This window comes from Saprospiraceae bacterium, assembly GCA_026129545.1.
GTDB lineage: Bacteria > Bacteroidota > Bacteroidia > Chitinophagales > Saprospiraceae > M3007.
Genome location: JAHCHX010000001.1, coordinates 3284099 through 3296954, shown reverse-complemented (window position 1 = coordinate 3296954; position 12856 = coordinate 3284099). Strand labels below are relative to the sequence as shown.

Genomic DNA, 12856 nt, shown 5'->3' with positions numbered 1-12856 from the left:
TTGCCAAAAATCGCCGAACCGCACTCCGCCTATTGCAAATTCCAACCTTCGCTTACCTTTGAAGCCAAACCATGACTGCACTCAACGGTAATAAAACAACAAGGCTGACAATGAATCTGAAACTGCTACGCCTCTCTTTCTTGGCATTTCTCCTTCCGATGTTCCATACAGGAAACGCTCAATGTGAATACACCCTCAATATGTTCGATTCGTTCGGCGATGGGTGGAACGGTGGCACACTCAACATCACCTCCGGCACTGCGACCTATTCATTCACATTGGCAGGCTTCCCGCTCGATAATGGCTCCGATAGCACCGTGACATTCATCGTGGCCAACGGTCAACCCCTTGTGTTGTCTTGGATGCCCGGCTTTTTCAACCCAGAGGTGTCGTTTTCAATACTGGACTATGATGGCGACCTCGTCTTTCAAACCTCCAATCCCAGCACGGGCACAGTTTTTAGCGGAACAGGCTCTTGCCCCAGCTGCCTCAGACCCATTGATGTGGAGACGGAAAACGTGTTTGATACCTATGCAAGAGTGCGTTGGACACCAGTTAGCCTCGTTCAGCCGCTCGGCTGGTGGGTGATATACGGACCTCAAGGCTTCTCCCTCTCTGCGGGCGAAGGCGACTCCTTGTATGTGACCACCCCCAAAGCCACAATCACCGGATTGACACCCAAAACCAATTACGACTGGTATCTTTTGGAAATGTGCGACAGCACCGATTTCGCAAAGTTGGCAGGCCCTATTTCTTTTCAAACTTACTGGTCAAATGATGTGGGCATTTCTGCCGTCATCACGCCCGAAAGCGGATGTAGCCTTGGGGTTGAAACGGTGAAAATCGTGATGAGCAATTTTGGCGCTAAGCCACAGTCGCTTATACCGTTCCGGTACAGCGTGAACGGGAAAGATGCGGGTGTGCCACAACCACAGGATGGTTACTACACGGGCGTATTGGGCAAAGACAGCTCTGCCGTCATTGAATTTGAGACGACCTACGATTTCTCCGAACCGGGTGAGTACCTCATTTTGGTTTACACACAAATGAGCAACGACGAAGACCGCTCCAACGACACTTTCAGGTATTACATCGTAAACCGTTTGTTGGCACCATACAACCAGCATTTCGAGACATGGAGCGGTGGTTGGTTCGTGGATGCCGAGAACAGCGCCAACCCTTCATGGGAGTATGGCAATCCATCGGCCACATTCATATCCGCCGCAGCAAGCGGCCAAAACGCATGGGTCACCAATTTGGATGGCGACTACAACACGGAAGAAACTTCTTACCTGCAATCACCATGTTTTGATTTTAGCAACCTAACCATAGACCCCGTCATCCAATTCTCCATCATTTATCGCAACTTCTCTACTTTTGATGGCGCATGGCTGGAAATGTCAATCAACGACGGGGACACTTGGGAAAAAGTCGGAGCCTTGGATGAAGGCTTCAACTGGTACACGGATTTCAACACTTCCAACGACTTAGGCGATGTCTGGTCGGGCACGAATGATGGATGGGAAACCGCTCGGATTCAACTACTGGGCGTGGCAGGCGAGAGCAATGTGCGATTCCGATTTGCTTTCAGCAGTTACTTTAGCTTCTCCACGGCGGAAGGAGTGGGCGTGGACGACATTCGTATCTACGTTCCCTTTGAAAAAGACCTTTTCGGCGTGAGCGTCAAGAGTGCAGGGGATGGCAATGATTGCGGACTTCAAAACGACCAAATCACTTTTTCGTTTACCAATTTTGGCACCGCGCCGCAGACGGGGATTCAGGTAGCTTATTCCTTGAATGGCGGCACTCCCGTGGTGGAGACGATAAACGAAACGGTGCTGCCTTACGAACTTTTCACCTACACGTTCAACACACCGTTTGACAGCCGCGATGCTTCGTTCGACATCAAATGTTGGACTAACCTCGCGGGCGAACAAGATTTCACCAATGACACTGCCTACTACAGTGTGAGCCATTTGCCCAAAGCCGTGCCCTTCAAGGAAGACTTTGAGGGCCTCGCCATACCCGAGGGGTGGCTTGTGTCGGGTGGAGGCAGTATCACCAACGCCAACAACAACACATCTTATGTTTTGTCGTCGAACCTTTGGTTTAACAACCCCGAGTTCACTTACGACCTGCCCCGATATGGCCTCATCAGCATGGGCGACTCTTTGACCTTCGAATACAAAATCACCAACTTTGGCAGCGGGGGCACAGCCGCCACCGTGCTGACCGGAGGCTCGAAAATAGAAGTGCAAGTCTCTACCAATTGCAGCACCTACCAGACCATTTACACCATCAACAATATCACCCACACGCCGACCATCCTTATGCGAACGATTCGGCTCAACCTTAGCGGCTTTGCCGGGCAGGCCGTCAAAATTCGCTTCAAAGGCACCTGGGGTGCTGGCGATTTTAATTTCGACCTCGATAACATCAATCTTCGCGCCTGCGCAACTGATATGCAGCTGTCCGCAACCGTGACACCCTCCACCAATGGGCAAAATGGGGCGGCCACCGTCAATGTGGGCTTGGGCAACCCTCCCTACAATTATCTCTGGAGCAATGGCGCCACTACTCAGACCGTGACGGGCCTGCCTGTTGGCCCCATTTCAGTCACCGTGACCGATGCGCGAGGCTGCACGGGCGAGCTGACCATTAACATCGGCACCACCTCCACACACGACATTGATGGGCTGCAAGCATTGACGCTGCGCCCCAACCCCACCTCCGGGCTTGCGTGGCTAAACGTCTCGTTTGACCGCCCCATGGATTTGAATGTGGAAATCACCGATTTGCTTGGTCGGCGCATTTGGGAGGCCAATGCCTCTTACACGACCCAGTTCGCCGAGCAGCTCGATGTTGCAAACTTCCCGAACGGGCTGTATATCATTCGCCTTACGGCAAGTGGTCAAACGACCACTCGGAAATTGGTGAAATCAAATTGAGGAACGTTACATGGCGCGACCGCTTCGGAAATAGTATTCTCACAACGGTCTTGCCAGACCTATGCACTCGTCAGTCGGCTGGCTTGCTCGCACTGTTTTGTGCAAGTCAGCCGACTATTGTGCAGCTTATTCCAAAATTTTTCTACTGAACATTCCACAGTTTCGCCTGTTTCATAGACTTTTGAGGCTGGGTTCGACTGCTGTGAACCGTTGCTTTTTATTTCAAAGAAAATCAAACCCTTAGGAAGCAACGAATCATTTGTCGAGCAGTTTTCAGGAGAAAATAAATGGCGATTTACTCCATCCGAGACTTAGAAAAATTGACGGGCATCAAAGCCCACACTATCCGTATCTGGGAACAGCGGTATGGGATGGTGAAACCTGCCCGCACGGATACCAATATTCGCTATTACACCGATGAAAACTTGCGTCTCCTGTTCAACATCGCGCTGCTCAACCGCCATGGCTACAAAATCAGCAAATTGGCTCAGATGTCGGCAGACGAAATAGCGCATCGCGTGGCGGACATTGCTCAAAACAACGGCAGTCAGAACACACAAATTGATGCGCTCACGCTGGCCATGATTGACTTGGACGAGGCGACATTTGACCGCATCTTCTCCACCTACACTTCTGAACACGGTTTTGAGCAGACGATGGTAGACTTGGTGTACCCTTTTCTCGATAAACTCAATGTGTTGTGGCTCACCAACAGCGTGAGTCCAGCACACGAGAAATTCATCGGCCACTTGATACGGAGAAAACTGATGTGCGCCATTGACAAAGAATCTGCCGAACCAGCCCGCGACGCTGCCACGTTTCTGCTTTACTTGCCTGACGACGAGTCGCAAGAGCTGACGCTGCTTTTTATGCACTATCTATTGCGCAATCGCAGACAGCGAGTCGTTTATCTTGGGCATCGCATCTCACTGAGCGATTTGGAAGATGCCTGTCAGCCGTTGCGGCCCGATTTTGTGTTCACCATTTTGCAGGAACCCATACCACGACAACCTATTCAAGGGTATTTGGATGCGGCAGCGCAAGTAGCCAATCCTTCGCAATTGCTGCTTACTGGAGCTCAGCTATTCGTGAACCCAATCAAATTGCCGCCCAACGCACGAGTGCTCAATGGCTTGCAGGACACCATCCAATTTCTTGATAGCCTCAAATTGAGGCAACGCGGCAAAACCTCGGCTATGGGAGATATTCAAACCCTGATAGGAAGCGCCATGTGATATTGGCCTATTGCCCCTGCTGGTCCAACCATGCGGCCATTTTCATTTCCTGCTCGTCCTTCTCTTTGATGCGTCCAATCCACCGTTTGGCGAATTCCCAGTTTTTATTTTCGATGGCAATCATGGCGCACAAGGAAAACACCGCGTCTTTCAAATCACGCGCGGGCTGCACAGCGGTGACATCGCGGAAGGTCTCGAACGGAGCATTAAAGGTCGCTCCACCCTTTTTCAAAAACTTGAACCCCATCCGAACCCGTACCGAATCTTTCTCAAATGCTTGATATTGACCAAAAATAACCAAGTCGGCAGCACAAGCACGCGCACGGCTTTCGGCATCTTGCGAACTCACCCCATTGGGGTCATCGGCATTGTAAATTCTGGCTTCGGCGGGGAACCCTCCCTTTTGGGTCAACTCCTGAATATCGTCGCGGATGCGTGGCTCAGGGCGAACATTGGGGCCAGCTAGTTTTTCAAAGGGGAAAATAATGACGTGAAGGGCCTGTGCCTCTTCAAATTTCGGACAATCCGAATAGTTTTTTTGCAAAAACAAAAACACCACCACGCTCAACAACAACACACCCCCCAACGCCATCATCAAGCGTAGCCAACGGTGGCCGCCCTGCACCGCCGCCGACACGGGCACTCGTCCCGCCTCAAAATCGTCGAGAATGGTCAGCAAGGTATCATTCACTTTGCTGTATTCGCGCTGCGCCTCTTGAAATGATAAAATGCCCTTGAGCTCCTGCTGCCGGACCGCATTAAAATTGGCTTCCGCGACCCGCAAGATGCGCAACAAATTGCCTTTGAACCGCTTATCTTTTTCAAGCAGGGGAACGAATTGCTCAATAGCCTTACCCGTTTCGCCTTGCGCGAGGAGCGCCCGGACAGATTCGATGTTAGCGCTGTTTTCCATCGGCGGTCAATTTTATCAATGGTGAAAGACAGCAAAAATACGCATTATCAATGCCTTTCACATTCAAAACAGGCTCGTTTTTGCGTGAAAATCGAAAAATTGGCGTTCGGCTGGCATCTTGCGCCATCCTCAAACTTTTTCTTTTTTCTCTGGTTCCATTTTCGCGGCCATTTGCCCTACATTTGCCCACTTTTTTTGACAAAAGAAGGACTTTTGCCCTGAATGTCGGAATTTGATTTCCAAACTGACAGCCAAGGCACTGGGTCTTAAAAATCCAACATCCGTAAGATGATATTCGACTTGAAAATGATTCGGGAGTTTTACAAAAACTACCCGGCTCGCGTGGACGCAGCCAAAGCAAAACTCAAACGCCCACTCACCCTCTCCGAAAAAATCCTCTTTTCCCACCTCCACCCGGATAGCCCCCTCGCCGATTACAAACGGGGAGCGGACTATGTGTTCTTCCAAGTGGACCGAGTGGCCATGCAAGATGCCACCGCGCAAATGGCTTTGCTACAATTTATGACCTGTGGCCGAAAGAAGGTGGCAGTGCCCAGCACTGTCCATTGCGACCACCTCATCACAGCCGAAGTAGGCGCGGCAAAAGACATGGAAGTCGCGTTGAACAAGAACAAAGAGGTGTTCGATTTTCTCAGCACGGTGAGCCAAAAATACGGCATCGGCTTCTGGAAACCCGGCGCAGGCATCATTCACCAAATTGTGCTGGAAAACTACGCTTTCCCCGGAGGCTTGATGATTGGCACCGACTCTCACACGGTCAACGCTGGCGGACTCGGTATGGTCGCTATCGGCGTGGGCGGTGCCGATGCGGTGGACGCGATGAGCGGCATGGCGTGGGAACTTCAAATGCCCAAATTGATTGGCGTGAAGCTGACAGGCAAACTACGTGGCTGGGCTTCGCCAAAAGATGTCATTCTGAAGGTCGCCGGCATCCTGACCGTGAAAGGCGGCACGGGGGCCATCGTGGAGTATTTCGGTCCCGGCGCGCAAAGCATGAGCGCCACTGGCAAAGGCACCATCTGCAACATGGGCGCTGAAATCGGCGCAACGACCTCCACTTTCGGCTACGACAAGAGCATGGCTCGCTACTTGAAAGCAACGGGGCGCGCCAAAGTCGCTTCCCTGTGCAACAAAATCGCCCCTTATCTTACTGGCGACGCGGAGTGCTACGAAACCCCGGAAAAGTATTTTGACCAAGTCATCGAAATAGACCTGTCAAAACTGGAGCCGCACATCAACGGCCCCTTCACCCCTGATTTGGCTTGGCCGCTCTCGAAATTTGCGGCAGCTGTGAAGAAAAACAAATACCCGGCGAAACTCGAAGTCGGTCTCATCGGCTCTTGCACCAACTCTTCCTACGAAGACTTGACCCGCGCTGCCTCCGTGGCGCGACAGGCGAAAGAAAAAGGCATCGAGGTGCGGGCAGAATTCACCATCACGCCGGGTTCGGAGCAAATTCGCTACACCGCCGAACGCGATGGGCTTTTGAAGGAATTCGAGCAAATCGGTGGCGTGGTACTCGCCAACGCCTGCGGCCCCTGCATCGGCCAATGGGCACGGCACATTGACGACAAGAACCGCCCCAACTCGATTATGACCTCCTTCAACCGCAACTTCACCTCGCGGAACGATGGCAACCCGAACACTCACGCCTTCGTGGCTTCGCCCGAAATTGTGACAGCCTTCGCCATCGCGGGAGATTTGACGTTCAACCCAAAACGCAGCGCCCTAATCAATAAAAAAGGCGAAGCCGTCAAACTCGACCCCCCGCGAGGAATCGAACTGCCCAAAGCAGGATTCGCTGTGGAGGATGCCGGCTACATCGCTCCGGCAAAAAAAGGCGGCACCATCAAAGTCGCGGTGGACAAAAAATCGGAACGGCTGCAACTGCTCAAGCCATTCGAGCCAATCAAAAACGAGGAACTGCAAAATATGCGCGTCCTCATCAAGGCTAAAGGCAAGTGCACCACCGACCACATTTCCATGGCTGGCCCGTGGCTCAAATATCGCGGCCACCTTGAAAACATCTCGAACAACTGCTACATCGGCGCTACCAACGCCTTCAACGACGAGCGCAACAAAGTGCTGAACGTGGAAAAAGGCGAATACATGGAGGTGCCAGCTTCGGCACGCCTGTATCAGAAAAAAGGCATCGGCACCATCATTTTCGGCGAGGAAAACCTCGGCGAAGGCTCCAGCCGCGAACATGCCGCCATGGAACCTCGCTACCTCGGCGTGAAGGCCGTTGTGGTCAAATCCTTCGCCCGAATCCACCAGACCAACCTGAAAAAACAGGGCATGCTGGCGCTCACCTTCGCCAACCCAGCAGATTACGACAAGGTGCGTCAGGACGACAAGGTGAGCATTCTGGGCTTCGAAAAATTCGCGCCCGGCAAGCCCCTGCAAATCCGCCTCGACCACGCCGATGGCACTTCTGACACCTTCGACGTGCTGCACACCTACAACGAGCAACAAATCGAATGGGTAAAAGCAGGGAGCGCACTGAATAAAATAAGGAAGGGGTTTGGAATGAAGTAACGCCAACTTTCAGTTGGTTTCTCCATGGCGCTCGCCAACCAGAAGGTTGGCGTTACTGGCTGTTCGCGTATGATGCGTGGGCAGCCAGTTTTTTGTTTGACATTGTATGAAACGATGAGCACAGAGGCAAATTCCACAACCCGCCAATGTAAATATGGCAGACATTTACAGGCTAAGTCTTCCCCTCTCCCAACACTTCACCGAACTTGCTGTTGTTTGCAAAAACACTTTGCATGAGCATCCACCACGTCACCACCACTTGGGTTGGCAAACTCGCTTTTGATAGCGAAGTCAACAACCACGTCATTCGTATTGATTCCAAATCGCCAACAGGCGACGACTCTGGCCCCGGCCCTAAGGCGCTGCTCCTGACCGCGCTCACAGGTTGCACTGGCATGGATGTGGCATCGCTCTTGCCCAAAATGCGCATCTCATTTGACAGCCTTGTGGTGGAAGCGCAGGCAGAGCAGACGGAGGAGCACCCCAAGGTCTATAAGTCCATCCATCTGACTTTCCGAATTTCGGGCAAAGACGTCCGAGAAGACAAAGTGCGTCAGGCCATCGAACTTTCACAAGAAAAATACTGTGGCGTGACGGCAATGTTGCGCGCGCATTGTCCAATAACATGGGAATTGGTGATGGAAAAATAGGCGCTGTCAGAAGCCCGTATTGATGCGCAGGAAAAAGCCGTTCTCCCCCAAATCGTTCCAGCTCCACTCAAACCGAACAGACTTGTTGTAGTAGGCAATAATGTCTATGCCCATCCCATAACCCCACAGCACACGATTGGACAACGGGTTGGTGGCGGCATACCATGGGTCGTTGGCATAGCCCACGTCATTGTTGAAAGACAGATACATCTTCAAGGGAAGGTTGCGAAAGGCATCTAGGGGCACAAACTTGCCAAGGTTGAAAGATTTGTTGAGCAACTGGACACGGAATGCTGTTTTTAGCACACCGAAATCCAAGCCATCCGACACATAGTACTCATAGCCACGAACGAAGTTGCCTCCATAGCCCAGCGCCTGATTGTGAAAATAGGGCGGGCGACAACGCGGCAAGCTTGTCCGTGCGCGAACGACTGTCTCAAGGCTAAGCCGTTTTTCCCAAAAAGGAAAGTATTGGGCATATTCAAAAGAAGCGCGGAACATTCGGAAATCGTCATTGGGCAATAAGCCGTTGTAGCGCAGCTCGCCCACAAAAAGCCAGCCGTCGAGCGGATAAGGATGAATGTCGCGATAATCGAAACGCACGTTGTAAATCACGCTTGCGAAGCGTTGGCGCGCGGCTCCGTTCAGAAAAAAATTGGGATTGAAAAAACGCGCAATCGAATCGGCAGCAGTAATATCCCGATATTCTGCCGTGAATCGGTGAGAGGTGAACAAGCCGGGCCGCCACAGCACGCTGCCTCCCGTGGAAAGCTGGACAATCTGCCAAATATCGGGATTGACATGGAAGAGGAGCTTGTTCCCTTCCGTTGCGTAAGCAACTTCGTGCGACCTTGTGTAAGTGATGCCTGCCTCAAAGCCCACCGTTTTGCGACGATTGACCACTGGGCGCCGGTATTGGAGTTCGTATTTGTTGGAATAACCGAATTGCGCTTTCGCTTTTAGAATATCCGCATTGCCCGTAAGATTAAGCTGCGTCCAATCAAGGCCATAGTTTACGCGCCTGAGCGAACGGTTGAATTCCTTCCACCACACGTTGAAGTTGCGGTCAGCCAGTTCAAATATCGGCGAAGGATAGATGTACCAAGATTCGGTAAGCGTGATATGCAGCACCACATGATTGCCCTCCGCCCATCGGGTCACGTTGATGCTAGCAGCATTGAATATGCCCAGGTTCATCAATCTCAGGCTGTTGCGCTCCAAAGTAGCTCCCAGATTAGCTGTGGCAAGCGAGTCGCCGGGGGCAAATTCCAGTTCGCGCAAGACAAGGCTGGGCCGGGTTTTTCGGTTGCCCTCCATTGTGATGGAGTCAATATAGATAAATGGAGCAATTGTCTGAAGTTCGTCTTGCGCATACGATTCGGGATAGGAGAAAAAAAACAGCAGCAACGATTTGATTGTCAGCCAAAAAACGGAGTGACGACTGTAGTGCTGTTTCATGCGCAAATCGGTTGTTGAAGCGAGCGGCACGAGCAGGTAGGATATACGGCGCTTGCTTGGATTTTTCGGTAAAAAATTTCTATGCGAAGTTCTAAGATATTGATTGACAAAAAGTTTAGAAATTTGCGTTGCAAATCTGCCGTCCTTTGGTTGGCTCAAGAAGAACTTGTGCACCAAACGAAACCATCATACAGTTTGTTCGGCATAACGCACAAGAGCGCAAGATATGTGCAAAAGGCACAGTTTTCGCATCTTTCGTGCCACCTTTGGTCAAAAGAAAAATCACTCGACCATGAGCGAGTTCTTGGAAGATCCTGTTTTTTATTGGTTGGTATGGGCCATTTTTACCGTTGCGGGTGCCATCATCGGGTGGTCGCTGCGTGCCAACTTCCCCGAAAAAGACGTGCGCCGCGCACTTGACCGCAGCGAACATGACCGCAGCGTGTTGGCTCGGCTTTACACACACATCAAACACCAACACGACCTCCGCGAGGCAGATTTTAAACGCGCAACACTCGAATTGGACAATTTGCGCGACCGTCTGGCCGTGTTGGAACAGGAACGCATCGCCCATGCCCACGCCGAACAGCTCAGCGCCGCCCGCGTGGAGCAAGCCGAATCCAACGCCGCCCGTTTTGCCGAAAGATTCCGCACCATAGAGATGCAGGCAAACGCACTCCGCGTTCGCAACACACAACTCTCCACAGACTTGGGGCGCTTGCAACAAGAACTCGCGGCTTGGAAAACGCTCTACCGCGATTTCCAAGCAATGCAGCAAAAACTCTTCGCCTTCGAACAAGCCGCCTCCGCTTTGGAAGCCGAGCGCAACCAACTCCGCCAACAACTCGAAGCCGCTCGCGCCGACATCGAACAACTGCAAGCCGCTCAACCCGGCAAAAGAAATCGCTCCAACAAAGGCGGACCAGCCCGCTCTACACCCGGCCCCGACAATCCCGACGACTTGAAAAGCATCAAGGGCATCTCTTTTGCCACCGAACAGCAGCTGCATGGGTTAGGCATCTTCACCTATACTCAAATCAGCCAGTGGGACGACGACGCCATCATCGGCGCAGCAAAAAAACTAGGCATCAGCCCCGGCAAAATTTATCAGGACGATTGGGTGGGTCAGGCTCGCCAATTGGGGGGAGAGGAGCGAGTATGACAAATTTTGTCGTATTTGCTTACGTTTGCGGCGAACTTAATCGTGAATTTGAATGCTACGTTATCTTTTTTCTTTTTCCCTCGTCGCTTCTTTTCTAAGCGCTTCTTTGGCACAAACCTCCCTATTCCTCCCGCGCAACCTGCAAACAGCCTATGAAAAGGGCACCCGAAACAGGGATGGCAAACCCGGCCCCAACTATTGGCAGAATCACGCCAGCTATGTCATCAATGCCTCGCTGGAACCTAAAACCCACCGACTCAGCGGAGAGGAAACCGTCACCTACTTCAACAACAGCCCAGACACGCTCAAGCTCATCCGGTTCAAGCTGCAACACGACCGCTATCGCAAAGGAGCCCAGCGAGCATTCGATGTGGCCGCCTCCGATGTGACCGATGAGGGCGTACGCATTGAGTCACTGACTTACAATGGACAAAACGTAGAAACCTCCCAACAGCGCCGTTACGCCACATTTCTCGACATTGATTTGAAGGAAAAACCCTTGCCCCCCAACAGCAGGGCTACCATGAGCGTCAAATGGTCATACACGCTGCCCGCTGAAAAGGGTTCTGCCCGCGAATGTGTGTGCGACAGCACCACCTTCTTTGTGCCCTACTGGTATCCGCAAATCGCCGTGTACGACGATGTGCGCGGCTGGGCCGACGCACCATATACCGGGCAATATGAGTTTTATCACGACTTTGCAGATTACGATGTGACGATTTCCATGCCTGTGGGTTTCCAAGTGTGGGCAACAGGCGAATGGCAAAATGCCGCTGACATTTTGGAAAAAAAATACCTGGAGCGCTGGCAAAAAGCACATACAGCCCCTGATGTGATTTCTATTTTTTCGGAAAAAGAATTGCAAGCAGGAGGCATCTACCGAAAAACCGGCCCTCTTGTCGCTTTTCGTTTCAAAGCGACGGATGTGCCCGATTTCGCATTTGCAGCCAGCGACCATTACAATTGGGACGCGACTTCCGTTGTTGTTGACGACCGCACAGGCCGCCGGACATTCGTCAGCGCAGCATACAACACCGCGTCCACCGACTATCCCGAAGTGGCACGCATTGCCGCCGACGGCATTCGCCTGATGAGCACTTGGCTGCCGGGCTACCCTTTCCCCTATCCAGTAATGACGGTGTTCAATGGGGACGATGGCATGGAATACCCGATGATGTGCAACGATGCCAGCACCGCTCCCCGCTCCCCCATGACGCTGACCATACATGAAGTAAGCCACACTTATTTTCCTTTTATGATGGGCATCAATGAGCAAGATTACGCTTGGATGGATGAAGGCTGGGCCTCCTTTTTTGACTATATGCTTTCGGACTCGCTCAGCAACCACACCATCGGAAACGTGCGCGGCTATTCCTTCATCGCAGGCACGGACAATGATGTGCCGCCCATGGTCAAATCACGCAATCTCAGCTCCGCCTATCGCGTGGCTTCGTATCAACGCCCGCAAAATGCCTACCTAACGTTGTATGATATACTGGGTTATGAGACCTTTCACAAGTGCATGGTCGAGTACATGAATCGCTGGAAAAGCAAACACCCCATACCCTTTGATTTCTTCAACACTTGGAACGACGTATCAGGTCAAAATTTGGATTGGTTCTGGCGGCCATGGTTCTTTGAATGGGGCTACCCCGATTTGGCAATTAAAGAGGTCTTGAAAAACGAGCCCCTCAATACCCAAACCATCGTCGTAGAACGCAAAGGGAACCTCCCCGTACCCGTGCATCTCGAAGTAGAATACACCGATGACTCGCAACAAACCATCCGCAACACTGCCAGCGTTTGGAAAGATGGAGGCACGACTTTTCGCGTCACCTGCCCCGCCGGGAAAACCCTCAAGGCTGTTCGATTGGGCGACAAAATCATACCTGACACGAACCAAAAAGACAATTCATGGAAAAATTGAGGGC

The 12856-nt window shown here is 52.0% G+C and carries 8 protein-coding genes; 6 read left to right on the top strand and 2 right to left on the bottom strand.

What is annotated here, in order from left to right; genetic code table 11:
* Window positions 1-71 precede the first annotated feature (71 nt).
* Together KIS77_12765 and KIS77_12760 are read left to right on the top strand one after the other, a co-directional pair.
* Entirely contained in the window at window positions 72-2948 is a 2877-nt protein-coding gene (locus KIS77_12765; protein MCW5923210.1) for a T9SS type A sorting domain-containing protein, read from the top strand.
* Window positions 2949-3235: 287 nt separating this feature from the next.
* Window positions 3236-4183 carry a MerR family transcriptional regulator gene (locus KIS77_12760; GenBank protein ID MCW5923209.1) on the top strand — a complete coding sequence of 316 codons (948 nt, stop codon included), beginning with the start codon at window positions 3236-3238 and terminating at the stop codon, window positions 4181-4183.
* A 7-nt stretch (window positions 4184-4190) separates the two neighbouring features.
* On the opposite strand, the gene KIS77_12755 is transcribed toward KIS77_12760, so the two are convergent.
* On the bottom strand, window positions 4191-5096 hold the full coding sequence (locus KIS77_12755; GenBank protein MCW5923208.1) for a hypothetical protein: 906 nt from the start codon (window positions 5094-5096) through the stop codon (window positions 4191-4193).
* 288 nt (window positions 5097-5384) lie between these two features.
* On the opposite strand from KIS77_12755, the gene KIS77_12750 reads away from it, so the two are divergent.
* Window positions 5385-7655 carry an aconitate hydratase gene (locus tag KIS77_12750; protein ID MCW5923207.1) on the top strand — a complete coding sequence of 757 codons (2271 nt, stop codon included), beginning with the start codon at window positions 5385-5387 and terminating at the stop codon, window positions 7653-7655.
* Window positions 7656-7888: 233 nt separating this feature from the next.
* Window positions 7889-8305 (top strand): OsmC family protein, encoded by a 417-nt coding sequence (locus tag KIS77_12745; GenBank protein ID MCW5923206.1) that lies wholly within the window; start codon window positions 7889-7891, stop codon window positions 8303-8305.
* A 6-nt stretch (window positions 8306-8311) separates the two neighbouring features.
* On the opposite strand, the gene KIS77_12740 is transcribed toward KIS77_12745, so the two are convergent.
* Window positions 8312-9763, bottom strand: coding sequence for a BamA/TamA family outer membrane protein (locus tag KIS77_12740; GenBank protein MCW5923205.1), 1452 nt, complete (start codon window positions 9761-9763; stop codon window positions 8312-8314).
* A gap of 292 nt (window positions 9764-10055) precedes the next feature.
* Between KIS77_12740 and KIS77_12735 the strand changes: the two genes are divergently transcribed.
* Window positions 10056-10925 carry a hypothetical protein gene (locus KIS77_12735; GenBank protein ID MCW5923204.1) on the top strand — a complete coding sequence of 290 codons (870 nt, stop codon included), beginning with the start codon at window positions 10056-10058 and terminating at the stop codon, window positions 10923-10925.
* A 52-nt stretch (window positions 10926-10977) separates the two neighbouring features.
* Window positions 10978-12852: a M1 family metallopeptidase gene (locus KIS77_12730; protein ID MCW5923203.1), complete on the top strand. Its 1875-nt coding sequence runs from the start codon at window positions 10978-10980 to the stop codon at window positions 12850-12852.
* Window positions 12853-12856: the final 4 nt, after the last annotated feature.

What these genes read in the sequence shown, in the direction of transcription:
- KIS77_12765 (MCW5923210.1), top strand. Translation starts at nt 72, where the DNA reads ATGACTGCACTCAACGGTAATAAAACAACAAGGCTGACAATGAATCTG.
- KIS77_12760 (MCW5923209.1), top strand. Translation starts at nt 3,236, where the DNA reads ATGGCGATTTACTCCATCCGAGACTTAGAAAAATTGACGGGCATCAAA.
- KIS77_12755 (MCW5923208.1), bottom strand. Translation starts at nt 5,096, where the DNA reads ATGGAAAACAGCGCTAACATCGAATCTGTCCGGGCGCTCCTCGCGCAA.
- KIS77_12750 (MCW5923207.1), top strand. Translation starts at nt 5,385, where the DNA reads ATGATATTCGACTTGAAAATGATTCGGGAGTTTTACAAAAACTACCCG.
- KIS77_12745 (MCW5923206.1), top strand. Translation starts at nt 7,889, where the DNA reads ATGAGCATCCACCACGTCACCACCACTTGGGTTGGCAAACTCGCTTTT.
- KIS77_12740 (MCW5923205.1), bottom strand. Translation starts at nt 9,763, where the DNA reads ATGAAACAGCACTACAGTCGTCACTCCGTTTTTTGGCTGACAATCAAA.
- KIS77_12735 (MCW5923204.1), top strand. Translation starts at nt 10,056, where the DNA reads ATGAGCGAGTTCTTGGAAGATCCTGTTTTTTATTGGTTGGTATGGGCC.
- KIS77_12730 (MCW5923203.1), top strand. Translation starts at nt 10,978, where the DNA reads ATGCTACGTTATCTTTTTTCTTTTTCCCTCGTCGCTTCTTTTCTAAGC.